The 22,590-nt window shown below is 69.7% G+C and carries 22 protein-coding genes; 12 read left to right on the forward strand and 10 right to left on the reverse strand.

The window, feature by feature from the left end; all coding sequences use genetic code 11:
- Positions 1-7 precede the first annotated feature (7 nt).
- Genes CLV67_RS14385 through CLV67_RS14395 form a run of 3 tightly spaced genes read left to right on the forward strand, consistent with a single transcriptional unit; the run spans position 8 to position 1,828 of the window.
- Positions 8-694 (forward strand): arsenate reductase/protein-tyrosine-phosphatase family protein, encoded by a 687-nt coding sequence (locus CLV67_RS14385; protein WP_106318434.1) that lies wholly within the window; start codon positions 8-10, stop codon positions 692-694.
- Between the two features lie 19 nt (positions 695-713).
- The gene (locus tag CLV67_RS14390) at positions 714-1,421 is read left to right on the forward strand and encodes an aquaporin (RefSeq protein ID WP_106318436.1); all 708 of its coding nucleotides are present in this window, start codon (positions 714-716) and stop codon (positions 1,419-1,421) included.
- A complete protein-coding gene (locus CLV67_RS14395; protein WP_106318438.1) occupies positions 1,418-1,828 on the forward strand; it encodes an arsenate reductase ArsC in 411 nt (136 codons plus the stop codon). The genes CLV67_RS14390 and CLV67_RS14395 overlap by 4 nt, the downstream gene beginning before the upstream one ends.
- Here the strand turns inward: CLV67_RS14395 and CLV67_RS14400 are convergent.
- A complete protein-coding gene (locus CLV67_RS14400; RefSeq protein ID WP_106318440.1) occupies positions 1,779-2,420 on the reverse strand; it encodes an SGNH/GDSL hydrolase family protein in 642 nt (213 codons plus the stop codon). The genes CLV67_RS14395 and CLV67_RS14400 overlap by 50 nt on opposite strands.
- Before the next feature lie 128 nt (positions 2,421-2,548).
- Here CLV67_RS14400 and CLV67_RS14405 point away from each other — a divergent pair, with 128 nt between their 5' ends.
- Entirely contained in the window at positions 2,549-2,941 is a 393-nt protein-coding gene (locus CLV67_RS14405) for a PPOX class F420-dependent oxidoreductase (RefSeq protein WP_106318441.1), read from the forward strand.
- A gap of 3 nt (positions 2,942-2,944) precedes the next feature.
- Here CLV67_RS14405 and CLV67_RS14410 read toward each other — a convergent pair whose 3' ends face one another.
- Complete coding sequence (locus tag CLV67_RS14410; RefSeq protein ID WP_106319082.1) at positions 2,945-3,757, reverse strand: patatin-like phospholipase family protein; 813 nt, start codon at positions 3,755-3,757, stop codon at positions 2,945-2,947.
- A gap of 63 nt (positions 3,758-3,820) precedes the next feature.
- On the opposite strand from CLV67_RS14410, the gene CLV67_RS14415 reads away from it, so the two are divergent.
- From CLV67_RS14415 to CLV67_RS14425, 3 genes are all read left to right on the forward strand, one after another.
- Positions 3,821-4,318 carry a winged helix-turn-helix domain-containing protein gene (locus CLV67_RS14415; protein WP_106318443.1) on the forward strand — a complete coding sequence of 166 codons (498 nt, stop codon included), beginning with the start codon at positions 3,821-3,823 and terminating at the stop codon, positions 4,316-4,318.
- Positions 4,315-5,175 carry a M23 family metallopeptidase gene (locus tag CLV67_RS14420; protein WP_170153852.1) on the forward strand — a complete coding sequence of 287 codons (861 nt, stop codon included), beginning with the start codon at positions 4,315-4,317 and terminating at the stop codon, positions 5,173-5,175. Before CLV67_RS14415 ends, CLV67_RS14420 begins: the two co-directional genes overlap by 4 nt.
- An 836-nt stretch (positions 5,176-6,011) precedes the next feature.
- A complete protein-coding gene (locus CLV67_RS14425) occupies positions 6,012-6,929 on the forward strand; it encodes an SDR family oxidoreductase (RefSeq protein WP_106318447.1) in 918 nt (305 codons plus the stop codon).
- Here the strand turns inward: CLV67_RS14425 and CLV67_RS14430 are convergent.
- Positions 6,920-7,882: a helix-turn-helix transcriptional regulator gene (locus CLV67_RS14430; RefSeq protein ID WP_106318449.1), complete on the reverse strand. Its 963-nt coding sequence runs from the start codon at positions 7,880-7,882 to the stop codon at positions 6,920-6,922. The genes CLV67_RS14425 and CLV67_RS14430 overlap by 10 nt on opposite strands.
- 64 nt (positions 7,883-7,946) lie before the next feature.
- On the opposite strand from CLV67_RS14430, the gene CLV67_RS14435 reads away from it, so the two are divergent.
- Genes CLV67_RS14435 through CLV67_RS14445 form a run of 3 tightly spaced genes read left to right on the forward strand, consistent with a single transcriptional unit; the run spans position 7,947 to position 10,806 of the window.
- Entirely contained in the window at positions 7,947-9,284 is a 1,338-nt protein-coding gene (locus CLV67_RS14435; protein WP_106318451.1) for a serine hydrolase domain-containing protein, read from the forward strand.
- A gap of 13 nt (positions 9,285-9,297) precedes the next feature.
- On the forward strand, positions 9,298-10,068 hold the full coding sequence (locus tag CLV67_RS14440; RefSeq protein WP_239166215.1) for a MerR family transcriptional regulator: 771 nt from the start codon (positions 9,298-9,300) through the stop codon (positions 10,066-10,068).
- A 24-nt stretch (positions 10,069-10,092) separates the two neighbouring features.
- The gene (locus CLV67_RS14445) at positions 10,093-10,806 is read left to right on the forward strand and encodes an SDR family NAD(P)-dependent oxidoreductase (protein WP_106318453.1); all 714 of its coding nucleotides are present in this window, start codon (positions 10,093-10,095) and stop codon (positions 10,804-10,806) included.
- Positions 10,807-11,266: 460 nt separating this feature from the next.
- Here the strand turns inward: CLV67_RS14445 and CLV67_RS51065 are convergent, their stop codons facing one another.
- Positions 11,267-11,665 carry a hypothetical protein gene (locus CLV67_RS51065; RefSeq protein ID WP_146169128.1) on the reverse strand — a complete coding sequence of 133 codons (399 nt, stop codon included), beginning with the start codon at positions 11,663-11,665 and terminating at the stop codon, positions 11,267-11,269.
- Positions 11,666-11,870: 205 nt separating this feature from the next.
- On the opposite strand from CLV67_RS51065, the gene CLV67_RS14455 reads away from it, so the two are divergent.
- Entirely contained in the window at positions 11,871-12,368 is a 498-nt protein-coding gene (locus CLV67_RS14455) for an ATP-binding protein (protein ID WP_275414895.1), read from the forward strand.
- Positions 12,369-12,530: 162 nt separating this feature from the next.
- On the opposite strand, the gene CLV67_RS51895 is transcribed toward CLV67_RS14455, so the two are convergent.
- The 3 genes from CLV67_RS51895 to CLV67_RS14465 all read right to left on the reverse strand — a co-directional run bounded on the left by CLV67_RS51895 (position 12,531) and on the right by CLV67_RS14465 (position 14,262).
- Positions 12,531-12,698: a hypothetical protein gene (locus CLV67_RS51895; protein WP_170153854.1), complete on the reverse strand. Its 168-nt coding sequence runs from the start codon at positions 12,696-12,698 to the stop codon at positions 12,531-12,533.
- Positions 12,699-12,789: 91 nt separating this feature from the next.
- Positions 12,790-13,419 carry a hypothetical protein gene (locus tag CLV67_RS14460; protein ID WP_146169130.1) on the reverse strand — a complete coding sequence of 210 codons (630 nt, stop codon included), beginning with the start codon at positions 13,417-13,419 and terminating at the stop codon, positions 12,790-12,792.
- Between the two features lie 198 nt (positions 13,420-13,617).
- Positions 13,618-14,262 (reverse strand): phosphotransferase, encoded by a 645-nt coding sequence (locus CLV67_RS14465; protein WP_239166214.1) that lies wholly within the window; start codon positions 14,260-14,262, stop codon positions 13,618-13,620.
- 284 nt (positions 14,263-14,546) lie between these two features.
- Between CLV67_RS14465 and CLV67_RS51070 the strand changes: the two genes are divergently transcribed.
- A complete protein-coding gene (locus CLV67_RS51070) occupies positions 14,547-15,083 on the forward strand; it encodes a DUF4760 domain-containing protein (RefSeq protein WP_146169132.1) in 537 nt (178 codons plus the stop codon).
- A 260-nt stretch (positions 15,084-15,343) separates the two neighbouring features.
- On the opposite strand, the gene CLV67_RS14475 is transcribed toward CLV67_RS51070, so the two are convergent.
- The 3 genes from CLV67_RS14475 to CLV67_RS14485 form a co-directional block, all read right to left on the reverse strand.
- The gene (locus CLV67_RS14475; protein WP_106318464.1) at positions 15,344-19,546 is read right to left on the reverse strand and encodes a hypothetical protein; all 4,203 of its coding nucleotides are present in this window, start codon (positions 19,544-19,546) and stop codon (positions 15,344-15,346) included.
- Positions 19,543-20,970 (reverse strand): lipase family alpha/beta hydrolase, encoded by a 1,428-nt coding sequence (locus tag CLV67_RS14480; RefSeq protein WP_106318466.1) that lies wholly within the window; start codon positions 20,968-20,970, stop codon positions 19,543-19,545. Before CLV67_RS14480 ends, CLV67_RS14475 begins: the two co-directional genes overlap by 4 nt.
- A 135-nt stretch (positions 20,971-21,105) precedes the next feature.
- The gene (locus tag CLV67_RS14485) at positions 21,106-22,464 is read right to left on the reverse strand and encodes a ricin-type beta-trefoil lectin domain protein (protein ID WP_239166213.1); all 1,359 of its coding nucleotides are present in this window, start codon (positions 22,462-22,464) and stop codon (positions 21,106-21,108) included.
- Positions 22,465-22,590 lie beyond the last annotated feature (126 nt).

The following is a 22,590-nucleotide window of genomic DNA, read 5'->3' on the forward strand; positions in this document are numbered from 1 at the left end:
TGAGTCAATGGATGCTGAATCTTCCTCCTCGGTGCGGGCACGGGCCCGGGTACACGCCGCGCTCGGCGATCCGGCCCGGCTCACGATCGTCGACACGCTCACCCTCGGCGACGCGTCCCCCGGTGAGATCGCCGCCGAACTCGGCATGCCGAGCAACCTGGTCGCCCACCACGTGAAGGTGCTGCAGGACGCCGGCCTGCTGGTGCGCGCCCGCTCCGAGGGCGACCGCCGCCGCACCTACCTGCGACTGGTGCCGGGAATCCTGTCCTCCCTGACCGCGCCGAGGCTGGACGCCGCGGATCGGGTGGTGTTCGTCTGCACCCACAACTCGGCCCGCTCGCAACTGGCCGCGGCCCTGTGGCGCGACCGCATCGGCGGCGAGGTCGCCTCCGCCGGCACCGCCCCCGCCCAGCGGGTCCACCCCCGCGCGGTGCGGGTCGCCCACGAGCACGGCCTGGCCCTGGACCCGGCCGGCACCCACCACGTCGACGACATTCTGCACGACGACGACCTGGTCATCGCCGTGTGCGACAGCGCCCACGAGGAACTCACCGGCCCGGCCCGGCCACGCCTGCACTGGTCGGTGCCCGACCCCGCCCGCGTCGACACCGACGAAGCGTTCGAAGCCGCCTACACCGATCTCGCGGACCGCATCGACCGGATCGCGCCCGTCTTCGCCACCCCCGCCGACTGAACCGGAGTCACGTCGACCCATGCACCAGATCACCCTGTGGCGGCGGCTGCTCGCCGAGTTCCTCGGCACCGCACTGCTGGTCACCGCCGTCGTCGGCTCCGGAATCATGGCCACCACGCTGTCCCCGAACGACGTCGGCCTCCAGCTGCTGCAGAACTCGGTCGCCACCGCGTTCGCGCTCGGCGCCCTGATCCTCACCTTCGGCCCGGTCTCCGGCGCCCACTTCAACCCGGTCGTCTCGGCCGCCGACTGGTTCCTCGGCCGACGCACGGGAACAGGCCTGAAGATCAAGGACCTGGGTGGGTACGCCGCAGCGCAGACCCTGGGAGCCGTCGCGGGGTCAATCCTGGCGAACCTGATGTTCGACCTGTCCCCCGTCACCCTCTCGACCAAGGACCGCACCGCCGCGAACCTGTGGCTCGGCGAGGTCGTCGCCGTCGCCGGGCTGCTCCTGCTGATCTCCGCCCTCGTCCGGTCCGGGCGCACCTCCGCCGCCCCGGCCGCGGTCGGCGCGTACATCGGCGCCGCCTACTGGTTCACCAGCAGCACCAGCTTCGCCAACCCGGCCGTCACCATCGGCCGCGCCTTCACCGACACCTTCGCCGGAATCTCCCCCGCCTCAGTTCCCGGCTTCGTCATCGCCCAGCTCGCCGGCCTGATCGTCGGGATCGCCGCCGTGCTGGCCCTGTACCCCGCCTCGGTTCCTCCTGAAAGGAAGACGACATGAGTGACACCAGACCGACCGTGCTGTTCGTCTGCGTCCACAACGCCGGCCGCTCCCAGATGGCCGCCGGCTGGCTGCGCCACCTCGCCGGTGACACCGTCGAGGTCCGCTCCGCGGGCTCCGCACCCGCCGACACCATCAACCCCGCCGCCGTCGAGGCGATGAAGGAGGTCGGCATCGACATCACCGACCAGACGCCGACCAGGCTGACCTGGGACACCGCCAAGGAATCCGACGTCATCATCACCATGGGCTGCGGCGACGCCTGTCCCGTCTTCCCCGGCAAACGCTACGAGGACTGGAAACTCGAGGACCCGGCCGGCATGGGCGTCGACGCCGTCCGCCCCATCCGTGACGAGATCAGGAACCGGATCCAGCTCCTGCTCGCCGATCTGTCCCGCAGAGCTTGAGGCCTGCCGCGGCCTCCCGCACGGCCGGGGCCAGCGCCTCGGCGATGACGGCGTAGCCGGCGCTCGACGGGTGGAACCGGTCAGCGCTGAACAGGGCCGGGTCGGCGCCGAACGCCACCGACGTGACGGCGCCGATGTCGGCGATCCGCGCCCCGGCCGCCGACGCGGCGCGGATCTGCTCCTGCCGCATCGTCCGGCTGCCGGTGCTCACGAGCAGCCGCATCTGCGGCGGCACCCACGGCACCACGCTCAGATCGGGTGCGGGCGCCACCACGACCTCGGCACCGGCGGTCCGCAGGCCGCGGACGGCGTCGCCGAGCAGCGTGGCGGCCTGCCGCGGCGGGACGAGGTGGGTGATGTCGTTGGCGCCGATGATGATCAGGGCCAGGTTCGGCGAAGTGGCGGCGGCCCGGCGGGCCTGGGCGGCGAGGCCGCGGCTGTCGGCGCCGGGTACGGCGAAGACGCGCAGGTCGACGGCATGGCCGTCACGGGTCAGGCCCGCGGTCAGCCGGGCACCGATGGTGTCGGCCGGCCGCGACGCGCCCTGCCCGTACGCGATGGAGTCCCCGAGGACGGCGAAGGCGAGAGTCACACCTGGATCAACGCCGGGTCGTGGACCCGCGTTCCAGATCGGCGGCCGTGGTGGCGGGCGTCACCGCGACCGGCAGACGATGATCGGACGAGAATGGGACACCACGGCACCCATCGTCAGGAGCAGCCATGCCCGTCCCCGCGGAGATCGCCGCCAGCAAGCAGATCAACCTCATCACGTACCGCAAGGACGGCGCTCCCGTGTCGACGCCGGTCTGGCACGTGGCCGACGGCAACACCGTGACCACGGTCTCGGCCGCCGACGCCTGGAAGGTCAAACGCATCCGCCGCAACCCGCGCGTCGAGGTCGTCGCGTGCGACATCCGCGGCAAGGTCGCTCCGGGCGCCCAGCCGGTCCCGGGCACCGCCACGCTGCTGCCGGATTCCGAGACCGAGTCCGCACGCCGCCTGCTGGAGCGCCGTTACATCAGCGCCCGCATCGGCGGAGGACTCTCCCGGCTGCTGCACATCAAGCGCCCGGCCGGCATCGGCATCGTCGTCACCCTCGACGAGCAGGCGTAAGGCTCAGGCTCCCCGCTGCCAGTCGCGGCGCGCCTCCGCCGCGGCCAGCAGTGCCCGGATCACCGGCAGCGCCCTCTCGCCCGCGTCGCGGCCGGCCTCCTCGAACTCGGGGATCCGGGCCAGCTCCCAGAACGCGTACGCGTCGACCTCCGGCTTGAGCACCAGGTCGGCGTCCTCCTCGATCGCGTCGCGGCCGCCGGGCTGCAGCGTGCTGACCGCCACCAGGATGTGCAGCACCGTCGTGGTTGGCCGGCGCGGCAGGGGGCCGGACACGTCGACCGCGATCACGATGTCGGCGCCCATCTGCCGGGTCAGAGCGGCCGGCACCATGGTCACCAGTCCCCCGTCGACGAGCAGGTGCCCGTCGCGTTCCACCGGTGAGAACACTCCCGGGATCGCGGCGCTCGCCAGGATCGCGCTGGCCACCGGGCCCGAGCGCATCACGACCTCGCGGCCGGTGGTCAGGTCGCAGGCGATCGCCGCGAACGGGATCGGCAGGTCCCCGAACTCCACGCCGCCGAGTGCGGTCTCCAGGAACAACCCGAGTTTCGACGTCTCGAACAGGGCCTTGCGCGTACGCCCGGGGCGCACCAGGCGTGCCCAGCGCAGCGTCTGCGCCACCTTGGCGATCTCGGTGGGGCTCATCCCGCTCGCGTAGAGCGCGCCCACCAGAGCGCCGGCACTGGTCCCCGTGATGATCGCGGGCCGCAGACCGGCACGGTCGAGGACGTCGAGGACGCCGATGTGTGCCGCGCCGCGCACCGCGCCGCCGCCGAGTGCCAGGCCGATCCGGATCGGCGGGGTGTCCTCATCCACGACCTTCACACTACGGCCACGACCCGGTCGTACGCTTTTACGTAATTACGTTATGGTGGAGGTGTGAGCGACACCGACCGCCTCGACGCGCTGGAACGACGCGTGGCAGAGCTCGAGAGACAGACCGCCCGTCCCAAACCGGCGGTCGCCTCCGATCCAGACCTGTTCTGGGCACTCGAAGGCCTGCTCGATCGGGTCGACGCCCCCGGAGCCGCGATGATCACCGGTCATGTGACGCTGCCCGACGGCCGTGCGGCCCGCTGGCAGGAGAGCGCCGGCACCGCCGACCTGCTCGACGACGACTGGTCACAGCACGTCGCCGCACTGGCCGCCCTCGCCCACCCCGTGCGGATCCGGCTGCTGCGGCACGTGCTGGGTGGCGCCTGCACCGCCCAGGACCTCACCCGCATCGACGGCATGGGCACCAGCGGTCAGGTCTACCACCACCTGCGACAACTCGTCGCCGCCGGATGGCTGCACACCATCGGCGGTGGCCGTTACGAGGTGCCCGTCGCTCGGATCGTCCCCCTGCTCACCACAATCATGGGAGCCCGCCGATGAAACGCGCTGTCGCCCGCCGGCAGACCTGGTGGCTACGACTGTTCATCGTCACCGTGCTGGTGATGCTCGTCCTGCCCGTGCCCAAGCCGTGGGACATCATGATCACCGCTGTCCCGCTGGCGCTCGCTCTCGTACGCCCGCCTCGGTCCGAAATGCCCCCGGCGGAGCTCACCGCACCCGTCCGGGGCCGGTGGATCGCCATCAACGCACCCGGCACCGCCGTCCCCAGCCACGGCGTCAAGGCCTACGGCCAGACCTACGCCGTCGACCTGCTCCAGCCGTCCGTGGACGCCCCGGAGAAGATCGGCTGGTCCCTGCACACTCGCGCGCCGGAGTCGTACAGCTGCTTCGGCGCCCCCGTCCTTGCCATGGCGGACGGCACGGTCGAGCGCGTCACCGACTTCTGGCGCGACCACCGCAGCCGCGACACCTGGCCGCCGCTGATCTGGATGATGACGGTCGAGGCGTTCGCCCGCGAGGTCGCCGGCGCCTCCGCCATCCTCGGCAACCACGTGATCGTCCGGCACGACGACAACACCTTCTCGGCGTACGCCCACCTGCGCCGTGGCTCGGTCAGGGTCACAGCAGGTGACCGGGTGACCGCCGGGCAGCAGCTGGCAGAGGTCGGCAACAGCGGCAACACCTCCGAACCGCACCTGCACGTCCAGCTCATGGATCACCCGGTCCCGACAGCGGCCGCCGGCGTCCCGATGCGCTGGCCGGACGTGATCACCGACCCCGCCGACCGGGACCCGCGCTGGTCCACCGGCGACCCGAAACCGTCCGCGCTGCCCGGCTTCCCGCAGAACGGCCAGCTGTTCGATGCGACCGACCGGCAACCGGGGGAGGTTCACTGAGCGACCGTTGAAGCAGACGCCGGCCGCCAGGTCGTAAGGGTCACGCTGCCGGCAATCCGGCACTATGTTCTTCGCTAAAGGTGTGAAATACCACCATGAAGCATCAAAGCGAGCTCGCCGGTCGTCCGCGCCTCTCGGTGATCGGATCGAGAGAGGGCAACCTTGGCGCGGGTGGCTTGGCGCCGCGTCACAGCTCCGCGGCTGTTGCCGGGCGCCACGCATGGCCGATGGTTCGTCTCTTCGTGCTGTCGGTGATCTGTACGCTCGTGATCGCCGGCAGCCCGGGCCGGGTTCTCGCCGGACCGGCTGTGGCACGCCCTCATTCAGCCGGCACCTCGTTGCCTGCTGCTGACGTCGCCCACCACGGGGGAATCGGGCCCATGGGCCGGCCGGCAGGCAACCTCCTCCTCGGGTTCTACCGGCGTTGCTCAGTCACCAGGAAGACCGCCCTGAAGAAGGTTTGTCGCAGCACCGCAGTGAGTCTCATGGCCGGCTGCGAGGACGCCGACAACTTCCCCGCGTACAAACGGTGTCGCGGTGACGGGTACCCCGAGATGGGATGCAAACCCAGCGGCGATTTCGACAGGTACATGCGGTGTGTAGCCATCACCCCGCCGCCCTGTGGGTGCGAACCAGCGCCATCACCGCCGTGTGGTTGTTCAGGTCCCGCACCTGTCGTCAAAGGGCTCTGGGAACTCCTCTTTCCGAACAAGACGAGGCCCGCAACCGGGTGACGGACGATCCCGGCCGGTCGGCCGGCGCGTGGTCTTGCTCGATTCACCCGGATCCGGAAAACCAGACGGTTCCTGTCAGGTTTTCCGGACAGCATCGGAGTCATGACGACGAAACCACTGACCGGCAAGGTCGCCCTCGTGGCCGGGGCGACCCGCGGCGCCGGCCGGCAGATCGCGGTGCAGCTCGGCGCGGCCGGCGCCACCGTGTACGCGACCGGCCGCAGCACCCGCGCCACCCGCTCGGACATGAATCGCCCGGAGACGATCGAGGAGACCGCCGAACTCGTCACCGCGGCCGGCGGCACCGGCATCGCGGTTCCCACCGACCATCAGGATCACGCGCAGGTCGAGGCCCTGGTCCAGCGCATCGACACCGAACAGGGCCGCCTCGACGTCCTGGTCAACGACGTGTGGGGCGGCGACCCGCTGACCACCTGGCACAAGCCGATCTGGGAGCAGCCGCTGGAGCCGGGCCTGCGTCTGCTGCGCCAGGCCGTCGACACCCACATCATCACCAGCCACTACGCGCTGAAGCTGCTGATCCGCCGGCCGGGCGGCCTGGTCGTGGAGATCGGTGACGGCACGACCGACTACAACGCGGTCAACTACCGGCTGTCGGCCTTCTACGACCTGGCCAAGTGGTCGGTGAACCGGCTCGCGTTCGCCTGGTCCACCGACCTGGCCGACCACGGTTCGACCGCGGTCGCCCTGACGCCGGGCTGGCTGCGCTCGGAGATGATGCTGGAGCACTTCGGCGTCACCGAGGAGAACTGGCGCGACGCCTGCGCCAAGGAGCCCCACTTCGCGATCTCGGAGACCCCGGCGTACGTGGGACGCGCGGTGGCCGCGCTGGCGGCCGACGACGACCGGGCCCGCTGGAACGGCAAGTCGGTGTCCAGCGGCGAACTGGCACAGGTCTACGGCTTCACCGACGTCGACGGCAGCCGACCGGACGCGTGGCGCTACCTCGTCGAGGTCCAGGATCCGGGCAAGCCGGCCGACGTCACCGGCTACCGGTAGAGCTCACCGAGGCGGCGCGCGGCGTCGGCGAGGCGTTTGCGCAGGTCCGGCGGCTCCAGCACTTCGGCCTCCGGACCCAGCCTCATGACGTACGTGTAGGCGACGTCCACCGATTCCACCGGCAACCGGGTCCGGACCCAGCCGTCCGGGTCCGGTTCGCCGGCCGCGGACATGGCCTCCTGCACGGCGTACGGCTCGGCGACGAACCGCAGCATGCGGACCCCGTCCGGGCTGAGCCGCAGCGTGATCGTCTCGCGCAGCATCTGCCGCACGAACTCGGCCGCCCGCTCCGCCCAGAACGAGGGCAGGTCGAACTCCGGGTCCCGGACGAACACGTCACCGGACGGCTCCACGGCGACGATCCGGTCCACCCGGTACGACCGCAGCGCCTCCCCCACTTTGCCGACCAGGTACCAGATCCCGTTCTTGAGCACGAGCCCGTACGGTTCGACCGTGCGGGTCACCTCCTCGCGCCGCCGATAGCGCATGGCCAGCACCCGGTCCTGCCAGACGGCCCGCGCCAGCTCGGCGAGCACCGGCGGCGGTTCCGTGTCGGCGAACCAGCCCGGCGCGTCGAGGTGGAACCGCTGCCCGGCCCGCTCGGACGCCTCCCGCAGCCCCGGCGGCAGCGCCGCGAGCACCTTGCGCCGCACCGCCCGCACCGGTTCGTCCAGCCCCATGTCGTGGGCCGGGCCCGGCAGCCCCGCCAGGAACAACGCCTCCGCCTCGCTGTGGCTCAGCCCGGTCAGGCGGGTCCGGTAGCCGCCGACCAGCCGATAGCCGCCGGCACGCCCCTGCTCGGCGTAGACCGGCACCCCGGCCGCCGACAGCGCCAGCACGTCGCGATAGACGGTCCGTTCAGAAACCTCCAGCTCGGCGGAGAGCTCGGCCGCGGTCATCATGCCGCGTGACTGCAGCAGCAGGACGATATTGATCAGCCGGGCAGCGCGCACGTACCGATTCTCCCGCGGTTGAGGTATTGACCTTGCCCCTGGGGCAACCTTCGAGCATCAATGCATGAACGAGACGGCAAAGCTCGACGACCGGGTCCGCGATTTCTGTGGGACCAACGGAATTCCCGGCTTCCTCGCCGGTGTCCACCACGCGGGCCGGCAGACCAGGATCAGCCACGGCATCGCGAACATCGCCACCGGCGAGCCGATGCGTGCGGACACCGGGTTCCTCCTCGGGTCGGTCACCAAGATCATGACGACGACGCTGGTGATGCGCGAGGTCGAGCGGGGCACCGTCGATCTGGACGCCCCGGTCACCACATACCTGCCGGAGTTCCGCCTGACCACACCCGGCGCGGCCGAACGCATCCGGGTCCGGCACCTCCTCAACCACACCAGCGGGATCGACGCGGACCTGTTCTTCCCCGACGTGGAGGGCCCGCACGCCCTGAAGGCCTACATGGGGCGGCTCGGGCGGGAATGCGGCGCGCTGTTCCCGGCAGGCGAGTTCGTCAGCTACTCCAACGGGGGCATGATCGTCGCGGGGCGCCTGCTTGAGGTGGTGACCGGTCTGCCGTACGACGAACTGCTGAACCGAGACATCCTCGGCGGTGCCGTCCCGCACTCCGTCGCGGTCGGCCACTTCCCCGGCCCGGCGACCGGCCAGGCACGGCCGACCGGCATGTTCCGGCTGCCGTCCACCTGGGCACCGGCCGGTGGGACGGCGATCGGGACCATCGAGGACCTGCTCGACTTCGGCCGCGTCCACCTCGGTGACGGGATGACGCCGTCCGGCCGGCGCGTGCTCTCCGCGGCTTCGGTCGCCTTGATGAGATCAAAATCCCACCACATGGGTACGCCCGACAGCTCCCCGGTCGGACTCGGCTGGCTGCTCCGCACGCTCGGCGGGACGACCGCGCTGACCATGACCGGAGCCTCCCCCGGCGGGATCGCGGTCCTGGCCGTGGTCCCCGAGCACGATCTCGTTCTCGCCGCCTACGGCAACGACCCCCGCGCGCTCGACCTGCACGAGGAGCTGCTGCTCGAACTGACCGGCGCCACCCCGCCTCCGGCACTGACCCCGGCGACCTTCGACCTTCAGCCGTACGCCGGCACGTTCCGTTCCGACCAGCTGCGTGTCGACGTGCGGGTCGTGGGCGATGAGCTGGAGGAGCACGTCGTCTACGAGCCGTCCGACGCCGACCAGGAGCGGATCTTCACAGGGTTCATCGGCGGGGAGTTCGCGGCACCTCCGATGCGATACGTGCCGGTCGGACCGGATCTGTTCGCGCCCGCGGGGATGCCGCTCGACGCTCTGCCGGCGCACTGTCTGGTCTCGTATCACGGCCGTGGGGACTACCGCTGCGCCGGTGGCAGGCTGACCCGGCGCGCCGGGGCCTGACAGGATGCGGGTCATGCGTGACGAGGCGGCCGATGGGCGGTATCTGCTGACCATCGGCCAGCTCGCCGGGTACGCGGGCGTGACGATCAAGGCGGTACGCGTCTATCACGATCGGGGTCTGCTGCCGGAGCCGCCGCGCGACTCGTCAGGCTATCGCCGGTACGGCGCGGAGCACGCCGTACAGCTGGTCCGGATCCGGACCTTGGCGGCTGCAGGGGTTCCACTGGCCCGGATCCGGGAGCTTCTGGCAGCCGGACCGGAGGCGTTCACCGCCGCCATCGAGGAGATCGACCACAACCTGCGGGAACGGGCCGCGGAGATCGAACGGACGCGGGTGCAGATCGCCGAACTCCGGGCCGGTGACACGTTGTTCGTGTCACCACCGGTCGCCGGGTATCTCGCGCAGCTGCGGGCCGCCGGGATCAGCGAGCGGACCGTACGCCTGGAACGTGACCTGTGGATCCTGCTGCAGTCGGTGGCCCCGCAGCACGCGGCCGCCTGGGTCGCCGACAAGCTCGACGCCATCGCCGACCAGGAGTTCCGGACGCTGTACCGGGAGTACGACGCGGCGTACGACTGGGCCCGCGACGATCCACGGCTGGCGGCCGTCGCCGAACGGACCCGCCGGTGGTACGCCGGACGCGAGACCGGCGTCGAGTCGGGCCCGCTGCCGGATGCCACGATCACCCGGCTCGCGGCGGCGACCGCGGCCGCATCGTCACCGGCGTGGGCCCGCATCGGCGAGCTGACCCAGCGCGCGGATGATAATCGGGCGGAGACCTGATCAACTCGTAGCGAAGGACATCGCATGGATCTCGGCATCGCGGGGCGTACCGCTCTGATCGTCGGCGGCAGTGGCCTGATCGGCCGGGCGGTCGCCGCCGCCCTGATCCGCGAGGACGTCCGGGTGGTCCTGGCCGCCAGGTCCGCGGACAGGCTCGAGGCGGCAGCCGCGGACCTCGCCGCCGAGGTCGGCACCATCACCATGGACACCCGCGACACGGCCTCGGTGACCGCCGCGGTCGGACGGGTGATCACCGCCGAGGGTGCCGTCGACATCCTGGTCAACGCAGCCGCACCGCCGGCGAGAACGCTCGACCCGGCCAAGGACCAGGACCCGGCACAGGTACTGGACGCCTTCGACGCGAAGACGGTCGGCTACCTGCGCGTCGTCGACGCGGTGCTGCCGTTCATGCGCAAGGCCGGCTTCGGCCGCATCGTCAACATCAGCGGCCAGAACGCGTTCCTGAGCCACTCGGTGACCGGCGCGGTCCGCAACGCCGCCGTGATCGTCGCCTCCAAGGCCCTGGCCGACTCGGTCGCCGGCACCGGCGTCACCGTCAACGTGGTCAATCCCGGCCTGGTCACGGCAACGCCGAACCCGTCCCCGCAGGCCGGTGCCCCCGGCGACTCCACACCGGAGCAGGTGGCCGCCCTGGTCACGTTCCTGGCCTCAGCCCAGGCAGCAGCCATCTCCGGCGAATCCCTGGCGGTCGGCCACCGGGTCCTCGGCGTGCAGTGAGCCATTCTCATGCCGAGGCGCCGCGGTCTGCGGCGGGAACCTTGACGTCAGCTGATATTTTCGTGGAAGAACTTGGTCGCGCATCCGCCGTGGTGGTCCGGCAGATTGTCTGCCGCTCCGCCCGCGTCCTGGGAGAGTTGCGATGACGAGCAATGACACGCCCCCGGGCGCGGTAAGTCCCGGGATCCGGGGAAATCTCGGAGTCTGGATCGCATTCGGCTCCGCATTCGGCCTTCTCTTCGGCGTCGTCGTCGGAGGCTTCTCTGCCAACCTCGCTCTCGGTGTCTCGCTGGGCCTGTCCCTGGGTGCGGGCCTGGGTGTGGCCGCTTGGGCCGTCTTCAGCGCGCGAAGGAATACCCGCGGCGAATGAACGTCGCACCCGCGGTGCGCAGCAGGCCGTCCTCGCCCTACACCACGTCGAGAGCCTCACGCACACAGGACGAAAAGGCTCAGCGAGAGATCAGCGGCAGATCGTGGGCGTGTTAGTGAATCCCGAGATGGTGATCCTGCCGGTCACACATTGCGAGTCATCGTCGAACCATTCATACGTGTGTGAATTGCCGGGTTGAACCTGAACTCTTTGCGGAGCGTCGAACCGGCGGCCGTTTCCGTCAAAATAGGTCAGCAGGATCGTGCCGGGAAAGTTGACGCGTCGCTGATATCGCACCTGCACGACGTTGTATCCGCTGTCTTTCCAGCGGATCGCCACCGCACCTTGGCCCGTCTTGGCCCAGTACCAGTTACCTGGTGTCGCCCCGTAGATTGGCCCTGGCGCAGCCTGCACCGAGGTGGCGCCGCTGAATACCGCGCAGCCGAGAAGACCGGCAGACAGAGCCAACCTTGCCAATTTGTCGATCACAGATCTTCTCCAATGAGTCCACTCATCAGCAGGGAAGGGTGTTGCAGTGTGACACCGTTCACGGTGCATCGCGCCCAGGATAGCCCGCATTTTCAACCACGCGTGGGCTTTCGGGAAACAGCATGATGGCGAAATGATGCGGGCTCGTCGACTCGCTCACGGCCTCGACCATTCCATTCGCCGATCGCCGCTGGGCACACCGGCCATGGCGTCCAATGGATCGTTCTCGGCGGCTGACGAGTTCGAGCGATCGAGCACTTGGCATGTCGAGGTGATCGTGGGGCGTCGCGGGGAACGGCAAGTGCTGGACGACCTTCTCAGCGAGGCGGCGGACGGTTCGGGTGGTGTCGTCGTGCTCCGCGGCGAGGCCGGCATCGGCAAGACCGCGCTGCTGGAGTACGCCACCGACCAGGCCGGGCGTCTCGGCATGCGGATGCCGTCCACCGCCGGCGTACAGGCGGAGGTGCATGTGCCGTACGCCGGGCCGCACCGCCTGCTGCGTACCGCACCCGAGTTGAGCCGGGCGGCGAAGTCGGTGCTCGATGCTCCGGACACGCTGCCGTATCGGGCCGCGGCGGCCCTGCTCGGCCTGCTCAGCGAGAGCGCCGCCGGCACCGCCCTGGTGCTGGCGGTCGAGGACGCCCACTGGCTGGACGCGGCGAGCTGCGACGCGCTGACGTTCGTCGCCCGCCCGCCGGCGTAATTACCTCCGATGCGGAGTCAGTTGATCGCGCGCAGTCCATGGTGGGGGAAGACGAGCGAGCGCAGCGCGTTCCCGGCGTTCGCGTCGGCCGACATCCCTGCGGCCTGACAGACATCGCGGGCCGCCCCCGCAGTGCACATGCACTGCGGGGGCGGGTCACGGTCACCCCTTTGCGCGCCTCCGCCAGAGCATCACGCTGACGATCGCGCCCGCTGCCAGTGCCACCAGTGCCCACGGGTTCGTTGCAGCAGCCTCGGGAACCGGTAGCGCCGCGGGCCCGGCGACTTCGCGTCCGCTGTTCTCTGATTCCGGCTGGGTAAGATCGCTCATGCCGGCGATCATAGAAAGCTGAGTCCACCCGACGTCATTCCGGCGGCGGTGCTCAACCTGGCGCACCCTTTTCATCGGTAAGGTTAACGGTTCAAGGGCGCTCGCTCCAGGGAAGTTTTTCGAGATCGACGATGAGGTCGGTCGAAGCGGGATTGTCGGGCGCGAGCAATGGGATTCGAATCACGAAAGGCTTCCCGAATTCACGTCGAAGCTCGAAGCCTCCCCACAGGTTAACCGGAACCTCGGCATCGGTACGAATCTTCTCGTCGTCGCGCCCCTTGCACTCGTAGTTGTTAGGGAAATATTGATCGTATTCCATCCGGTCGGCCGCCGAGTCGCGGGTCCGTGCGCGTGAAAGCGCGGGAATTGCCAGAGTCAAGTGCTGGCCCCATCGCTTGACGCCGGGTGGGGCACATATGACTTCCGGTGGGGTGACGATGCTTCCGGTGGTGATGTCGATGAAATGAAAATACACCCTCAATTCGTCGGGATCCTTCCGGACCGCGATGCCCTCGATGTAGACATTCGTGTTCGGCACAGCCTTCGTGACCGAATAATATCCGTAAGCCGGAGGTGAGTTGAGGACGTCGTCGCGCATCCAACCGTACAGCGCATAGACAAGTACGAAAGGCATGATCACCAATGCGATGACCACTAGTCCATAAAAGAAATTCCAGGCCTCAGAGATTTCTTCGACGATCCCGAAAAACGATCTACGCACGGATTCCTCCGTTGCATTCCTACACGTCGCCTGTAGCCGCTGATGCTACTGGTCGCATAGTGGGAAAGGTTCGGATGATCGTCCAGTCCGACATCCACTCATCGACATGGTCGCGCGTGGGTTGGTGTTTACGTTCCGGAGACCACGAAGACAGCCAGGACGTAGCCGGGGTTCTCGCGGACGCGGAGGTCCTCGACGTCAGGCCGCGGAGAAGTCAGCCAGTTCCCGCACAGCGGTCTCAAGGTTCGCGTCGACGCCGTTCGCGATCATCCGCGCGAAGGTGGGATCGCCGGCGGCCGCCGCCCGCCGGATGCCCTCGGCCGAGGCGTTCACTCGCTCCCGGACGACAGCGACGAAGTCGGTGATCGAGCCGCCCCACCCGTAGGCCTCCAGGAACAGCCGAAGCCGACGCGGTCGCTCCGCGAAAGCGGTGAAACCTTCCGCGGCCACCACGTGGCGTGCATGCAGAGGCACCCACCCGAAGGCGGTGAACGCCAGATCCCACTCGACCGTGACAGGCCCCGCAAAATCCCAGTCGAAGAATCCGACCAGACGCTCACCGACCCAGACCGCGTTGTACGGTGCCGCATCGTTGTGGCCGATGATCAGACCCGGCCGCCACGGCGCCCCCTCCCGCCAGATCGCACCAGCCGGAGGAACGAACCCGGCCGCAGCCGCGTGAAAGTCACGCAACCACCACGCGACCTGCCGCAACGCGTCGTCACTGTGGACCCAGCCCGGCCACGGCCGCGCTGCTCCGACCACGGTGCCCGGCATGAACGAGAGAACCTCACGACCCTGCTCGTCGAAACCCAGCGCCCGGGGCACCCGGCCGAAGCCCACGTCATGAAGATGCCGCAACAGAGCATGCACCGCAGGCGTCCAAGGCCCCGGAACGCGGCGCACCGTGTCACCGATGCGTACCGCACCACCATCGTTGCCACCGGAGAGACGCTGCGCTTCCACCACCACGACATCCTGCCCCGACCTGACCACCCCATGGCAACCGATATCCGCACATCGCGCTGAATCCTGGCGCCGCCGGCACCCTAGGATTGCCGCTGCGCATTAGCCACACTCAATCGCCACCGCTCCGTCCCGTGGACAGAGGCCGTTACGGTGGAGCGATGGAGCTGGTGAGAGTGCTCGGACCAACAATCGTGGCACTTATTGCTGTTCTGATCAGCGGTTACAGTCTCATGTCAACCAAAAGGCAGAATCGCCGATCCGTGTTCCTCGACATGCACGCGAGAATGCTCGATCCGGAAATCTTTCGTGGCCGCCGGATTCTCCTGGAGAAGATCAGCAGCCTTGAAGACGCACGCACGCTTCGCAAGGAGCAGCCCCACGAGTATGAACTCGTCAATCGAGCCCTTGCGATGCTTGAGGTGCTTGCCTGCTACGTGCATCGCGGTTACCTCGACAGGGACTTGGTGCTGGATGAGTGGGGATATCTGTATGCGGACGCTTGGACCCACGGTCGCCATTTCCTTCTCGCGCGACATGAGGATCTAGGACACGACCGTCTGCCTTGGCCACATCTACGCACGTTCGGCCCGGTGGCGATGGCATGGTCCCGAGATCGAAAGCGGAAGACTGAGAAGGCCCATCGTGCCGAGGTGCTCGCGTTGCAAACACTCGCTCCGCCAGATCCCGCGCCTTGAATCGAACGGGTCGTTCTCGTGGGCGGCGGCGTCAAGGTTCGCCTTCCACACCTTGGTGACCAAAATGGGCGCTTCTGGAGCTCCAGCTCTGGGTTACGGCTTTAGCGGACGTCCTCGGGCTGAAGGACGGTGTCAGGCTGCCGGGCCCTCCCCTGCAGCCGGCGGACAAGGAACGTCCTGCATGCCGACCAGCACTCGCCGTGGCTCACCCGCAGGAGCGACGTCGCCAGAAGGCCGGGTTGACCGCTGGATCCACCTCCTCACGGCGACGGATCCACCCGTACGGCGAAGAACGCGGACGGCCCGGCGGCAAGCAGTGTGTCGCCGGCCAAGGCCATGGTCGTGACCAGCGTGTCCACCGCCAGGTCGGTCGTCTCGTCGCGATCGGCGTCCCAGATCTTGATTGTCTGATCGTGGCTGGCGATGGCGAGCCTCGTACGGCCGTCCCGGGCTGGCAGCGCCAGGAGCGCTGAGATGGGAACACTCCGGTCGGTTCGGAACTTGCTGACGACACGGCGGCTACCGGGATCCCACACGCACACGGTGCCGTTGTCGCCGGCGGACGCGAGACGGTACCCGCCGCCGGGACCGGGCAATGCCACCAGCGCGTTGATCGGTCGCCTGTCCCCGATGAGCGGCGGCGCGGGCGGCTCGCCGGTCGCGGGGTTCCAGAACCGGATCGCGCCGTCGGCTCCGGCCGAGGCGAACATCGCCGCACCGTCACGGCCGTGTACCACGATGATCGCGCGGATCAGACCTTGGTGGCCGATCAGCGGCTTCCCGGCACCCCGGCCGGAGTCGACAGCCCGGATCCAGATCGTGTTCGAATTGGCGACCGCCAGCACGGTCCGCCCGTCGGGGCCGGCGAGGGCCGCCATCGCTCGGCAAGGGCCCGATCCGACCCTCCACGAGTTGTCCATCCGCCAGGCGGGATCCGGTTTCCAGATTCCCACATCGCCCTCGTCGGTGACGGAGGCGAGGCCGGCTTCACCCGGGAAGGCCACGAGCGCGTGGACCTGGCTGGCAGCGCCGTGACCGTCCCAGGGCGCCGCGGCGGGTTCGCCGGTGTCAGCGCTGATGATCTGGAATCTGCCGTGGTGACCGGCGGCGGCCACCTCTTGACTCCGGCCGGGCCCCGGCAGCACCGCGAGCGCCAGCGGCGGCCTCGTGGTGCCGGACCACGGTTGATCGACCGGCACCGTGGCATCGATGTGCCAGAGCCGGACGATGCCGTCGTTTCCCGCAGACACCAGCTGGACTTGCCCGTCGGGACCGGCGAACCCCGCCAGCGCCCGGATCGGGCCGGTGTGGCCGAACCAGTGGCGGAGGGGGTATCGCCCGTAGTTGGTCTGCTGGATCCGGATCCGGCCGTCCTCGCCGGCCGAGACCAGCCGAGGTTGGCCGGACTCACCGGCCAGCACCGCCACCGCACGCACCGGCCCCTTGTGTCCCGTCCAGCCGGTCGATCGAAACCCGCTCTCGGCATCCCAGACCGAGACCGTGCCGTCGGGACCGGCCGATGCCAAGCGAGTGCGCCCGGCGGCGCCGGGCAACGTCACCAGGGCCTGGATCGGACCGTCGTGGGCCTGCAACGGTTCCCCCACCTGCGCGCCCGTCATGGCATCCCACCTCAGGATCACACCCTGCCGGTCGGCGGAGGCCAGCCGGAGACGACCGTCATCGCCGCGGAACACCGTCAGCGCCTTGACGGCGCTCGTGTGCCCGATGCAGGTGACGAGGGTCTTCCGGGAGCGGACGTCCCACAGGCGGATCTCGGCGTCGTATCCGGCTGACGCCAGCCGGAGCCGTCCGTCCTCGTCGCGCCAGGTCTTCAGGGCCAGGATGCCGCGAGCATGACCCGTCAGGGGCGAACCGATCTGGGTGCCCGTAGCCGGGTCCCAGATTCTGATCACGCAGTCGTCTCCCGCGGAGTACACCCGGATGTCCCTGCCCGGCCCCGCCCATGTCGCCAGTGCCCACACGCCGCCGGCGTGGCCGGCCCAGGGGTGGCCCACGGGCTGACCGGTCGCCACATCCCAGACACGGATGGCACCGTCGACGCCGGCGGAGGCCAGCAGTGAACCGCCGGTGGCGTCGCTCAGCACGGCGAGTGCCTGGATCGGTCCGGTGTGCCCCCGCAGGGTCGCGTGGACAGGATGGTTCTCCAACCGTGCCCAGCGGAGATGCCAGTAGGAGCCGGGCGTCACCCGCTCATCCGCGAAGGATCTGCGGCCGAGGTACCGAGCCTCCGCCAGCTGGCGCGTGGCCTGACGATGGCCCGGCGGCGTGGCGACGACCTGCGCGCGGGCTACGACGATGCCGGCGAGCGGCGACGGAAGATCCCCCAGCGGCACGGCGCCGGCCGCGGTCACCACGCTGATCGGGTCCAGCCGGTCGACGACGTGCGGATACCCGGCCAGCTCACGGAGGCCGTCGATGCCCGCCGCTGCGGCGTGCTGTGCCAGGTGAAGCCGGACGTACGGGTTGAGCTCGTCCGGCGTGCGGCCGGCGTGCTCCAGAAGCGCGGCGAGGATGTCCGAGCGCTGGGCGCCGTGGTCGATGTCGGTCTCACCCAGGAAGTGCTCCTGGAAGGTCCGATGCGCCAGCCGGTAGACGGACTGCTCCGCCTCGGCGTCGACCATCAGGTACGGCGCCGCGTCGCGCAGCAGCCCGGCGACGGTGGCGTCGGTGACCCCGTTCACGGAGCCGATCGCCTCGCAGACGAGTGCCCAGATCCCGTCCCGGATCGGCAGCCCCCGTCCCAGCCCGAAAGCCAGCGCCCGCAGCAGCGTCGGATACGCCGGATGCCGGCGCCCGACGCGCCGCGCCGCGGTGGCGAACAGGGTCCGGTGGTCGCCACCGATCAGCTCGTCGAGCTCACCGGCCCGCTCGGCGCCCAGCAGCTCGGGACGCGCCGCGATCTCGTGGACCACGAGACGTGCGAAGAGAAATTGCGGCGCCCGGGTTCCGACGGCACCCGCGATCCTCTCGATGTCCATCGCCGGAGCGGCCGCACCGGCCAGAGCGAGCAGTCTGCGATGGACGTACCGGCCCAGCGCCACGGGTTCGCGGTCCACCGGGACGACAACGGCAGCGGCACCGCCCCCACCGAGTGCGTCCAGCAGGTTCTCATCGGATTCCGCGGGAAGGTCGGGGCCCTCGTTGGTGGAGCGACGGGTCCCCACGACCAGCCGTACACCGGGCACGCGTGCCGCGGCGAGCAACGCTCGTGCGACCTCGAACGGCTGCTGCGCCTCGTCGAGAGCGTCCACGAGCACCGTACGCCGGCCCGTGGCCGCCAGCGCCGACGTCAGCCAGTCGATCCGGCCGGCAAGTGTGTCCGTCTCGGCCGGCACGCCCAGCCCGAGGTCGTCGGCGAGGCGGCCGACGACCTGCTCGACGTTGAGGCCGGTCAGAAGCATCGCCGCGTCGAACACGTCGGCGGGAGGTCTCTGGTCGGCGGGTGGGCGACCGGCCAGGTGTTGCCGTTCGAGCGCGGCGGTCAGCTTCGGCTGCGACTGCGCGAGCACCTGGCCGAGCAGTGCGGATTTGCCGCTCCCGGGCGGCCCGGTGACCACGAGCATGCCGGTCTCGCTCGCCCGCAGCCACGCGGCGATCCGGCGCTGCTCGTCCGCGCGGCCCTCGAAGTACCAGGGCAGCTCACCGGTCTCGGCGCCCTGCGCCTTGGGCAGGAAGTGTCGCCGCTGATCCTCCGGCAGGTCCGCTAGCAGCAGTTTGAGCTCGTCGTCGATGTCGACGGCGATCGGCGGCATGGCGATCGGCGGAAGTTTCCGGACGAGCACATCGGTTTCCGGGAGCCTGCGGTAGACGACATGGCAGCCCGGCAACATGCGGTCGAGCTCGCGGCCGAGATCGAACAGCTCGATCTCCGGCTGGACACGGAAGGTGTTCTCGAGGCAGCGGCTCAACGCGTCCGTGAGCCGGCCGAGATCGGTCGCACCGTCGCCGGAGACGCCGACGAGCAGCAGCCGACGCGGGCTGTGGGGCATCGAGGCCAGCTCGGACTCGACCAGCTCGACGAACCGGGCGGAGTGGCAGGCCTCGACAATGACCAGCGACCAGGTCGCACTGCGGGCCTGCCGCTCGGCGACCTTGTCCGCGAGGACCTGCGGCTGGAGCCCGTCCACGCCGACCCGCGCGGGGCTGGACCAGTGCGCAAGCGAGGCGCTGACCGTGTCGGACCAGCCGTGACCGACCCAGTAGAGCACCGTGCTGCCGTTCGTGGCGGTGCTCGTCCACTCGTTGAGGCGTTCGCGTACGGAATCCGCGCCGCGCCGATCCATCGGGACCGGCCAATCGACGACGTGCCCTCCGAACGCCGAGAGGATGCCGCCCAATCGGTCGATCTCGGCCTCGACCTCCGGCAGATCGGGCAGTCCGGGATCGCGGTAGGCGGCAAAACCCATCGCGAACACCGCGAGCGGCGGCCGGCCCTCGGTCACAGGGGATCAGCGACCAGGAGTAGCTGGGTCACCGAGCTGTACCCGCCGCCGGCCAGCTCGACGCGGTAGAGCCCCGGCCCGGCCAGGGTGAGAACAGCGTGCCAATGGCCGTCGCGGGACACGATCGGGGCCATGCCGATCATGCGTCCGGTCGCCGTGTCGAGAACGCGGCACACGGCGTCGCGGGGCCCGTCGATGCCGGTCACCCGGGCCGTGACCGGCGCTCCCGCAAGGACCATGTCCGGTAGCTCCATGCCGAGCCCGCCGCCCGCGAGCGGCGGCCCGAGCCGGTCCAGGTCCTGTTCGGAGATCACTCCGCGGACCAGCGTGCAGGCTTCGTCGGTGCGTGCCAGTGCACCGTGCTGCTGCGGCAGGTACGTGTGGGCCGGGCCCGCGGCGTCGAGCGAGGCCGCACGGCGATAGACGGTGCCGTCGCCGCCCTCGTCGGCCCATCGGGCGCCGCCGGCCCCGTCGACCCACAGGCCCTCGTGCGCGGTGACCTCACCGTGGTCCAGGCGGATGCTCTGCCGGGTGGGCTGGAACGCACCGACCACGTTGCGATGACCGGGCAGCGGTACATCGCGCAGTTCTTCGTGCATGGCGAACGCGGCCCGGGTCAGCTCGGCGTCCGCGCCGAACGCCGAAGCGTCCGCCTCGGTCAGCCTGCGCCCGGATGTGCCCTCATCGACACACCGATAGGCGGGCAGCAGGTCGTGCAGGCCCGGAAGCGTGGATGCCAGGCGGCGTACGCCCTCGTCGCCACCGGTCCGCCAGGCTTTCGTGAGCGGCCGCCGGGCAGGCAGAGGCGTGCCTCGCCCGCTGTTGAGCAGCACGGCGGCCTTGACCGATCCGTAGAACGGGGTTCCCAGCGTCACCGTGGCGCGGACCTCTGCCGCGAGCGTCCGGTCATGGGCGGCGAGCCAGCGGGCAAGCAGGCCGCCCATCGAGTGCGCGACGATGACGAGTCGTGCTTCCCGGCCCGTCGGGTGCCCACGGCGGGCGAGGTCATGGCGGGGGTCGGCACGCCACGCCGTCAAGGCCTTGCCGGCCTCCTCCACGAGTCGCGCGCCGTTGTGCGCGACGGGGAGCCGCCAGTCGTAGCCGAACTCGACGATCTGCGAGTCGGGGAACATGACTGCCGCGCGGGCCGCGTCGATGAGTCGCTGATACGGCTCGAAACCCGCGAGGACCCTCGCGAAGGCGGGGAACCGCAGCATCCGGCCGGGAGCGACGCGGCCGTAGCGCCCTTGCCGTTCGTCGTCCGTCAGACTCAGCGCCGCCAGGCCGGCGCCGGTGCTCCACGCCCGCACGTACCAGTGAAGGTCGCGCAGGCCCCACAGCGTGGCACCGCTTTCCGCGTCGAGCAGTTCGCTTCCCATGATGCCGGGCACAAGGACCACGACATCGTGCGTACGGGCGCTCATGCTGTCGAAGATAACGGCCCGGACGTCCGTTTCCCGTCTCCGGAGCGACGTGGCGGACGGCCTGCCGACCAGGAACGGAACCGATGCCGATACGCCGCGGCGTGCACTGTCGCACGCCGCGGCGAGGGGCAACGGTCAGAGCTTGCCCCAGATCTGGTTGGCCGAGCCGGCGCAGTCCCAGAGCTGAAGCGCCGCTCCGTTGGTGCCGACCCAGTCCTTGATGTCGACGCAGCGGCCCGAGGAGACGTTCTGCAGGGTTCGGGCCGGGGTCAGGGTGAAGCGCTGGACCGGATTGGTGTTGCAGTCGGCCAGCTGGATGCGGGTGCTGTTGGTGAGGGCGCCGCCGGCCGGGTCCATGCATTTGCCCATGGCTCGGACCGTTCCGTCGGTGTGGAAGGTCCATTTCTGGGCGTCCGTGCCGTTGCAGTCCCAGGTCTGCAGCAGGGAGCCCGAGTTCGGGACACCGCCGGGGATGTCGATGCAGCGGCCGCTGAAGTTGGACTGCAGCATCGTCGCGCCGGTGGTGGGTGGGTTGGTCGGCGGGTTGGTGGGCGGCGTGCCGGCGTCGCAGTCGTTGGTGGCGACGACGTTGTCGGTGTGGGAGGTGCCGGCCGTGCGGTACGCGTTGACCGCGGCCGACGCCTGTGCGGGGCTCAAGACCTGCCGCTTGGCGTGGTAGACGTAGTCGACGGACTGGAGCCAGGTGCTGGCACCGCCGGTGTGCCCGGCCAGGTCGATGAACCACTGGTTGAAGTCGATCGACATGTTCTGCCGGGGGTAGACCTTGCCGGAGTGGTCGCCGACCAGCGCGCCGTCGATGTAGTACTTCACGTGCCCGCCGGAGACGGTGGCCATCACGTCGTGCCAGCCACTGATGCTGCGGGACTGTTTGCTGTGCACGTTGTCGGCGAACCAGGGGTCGGCGACGTAGGTGTACCAGGTGGTCTGGTAGTTGATCGGGCCGGGCTCGCCCCAGCCGCCGTTGGGCAGGTACTCGGAGAAGTCCATCTCGGAGTAGAGCGGGTCACGCGGGGCCGCCAGCGGGGAGATGGTGTAGAAGGTCTGGTTCACGTGGTCGCCGTCGGCGCCGCTGACGGGGGTGTCGGCGAACTTGATCCGAGCCATGTAGGTGCCCTCGAAGAAGCGGCGGTTGCTCAGCGAGAACTCGGCGTGCGAGGTGCCGGCCGCGGTGCCGTCGGTGACGGCGCGCAGCTGGGCGGCCTTCTGTCCGTCGACGGTCGGGAAGGACACGTTGTCGGCGAGCCAGCGGGCGCCGCTCACGCCGGGGCCGCCCGCGTTGGTGCGGATGCTCCAGCCGCGCTGGCCGAGGGCCGGGTCGGTGCGTGACGAGTAGTTGAAGTCGTCGAAGAGCACGCCGCAGCCGACGGCGGCGCTGCCGGTCGGGGCGACGGCGATGCCGATGCCGGTCAGGGCCGCCACTGTCGCGGCCATGGTCGTACCGATGGCGATCTTGCGAATGGGGTGTTGACCCATGGGGGTGGGCTCCTTCATGGAAGGGTTACCAGTGGTATGGAAGGCAACCGTGGGCCATACCAGTGGTAAACGTCAATACCCATCCCGAAACTTTCTTAACAGTGTGACATGTGGGCTCGACAGCGG

It is taken from the genome of Actinoplanes italicus, assembly GCF_003001815.1.
Lineage (GTDB): Bacteria > Actinomycetota > Actinomycetes > Mycobacteriales > Micromonosporaceae > Actinoplanes > Actinoplanes italicus.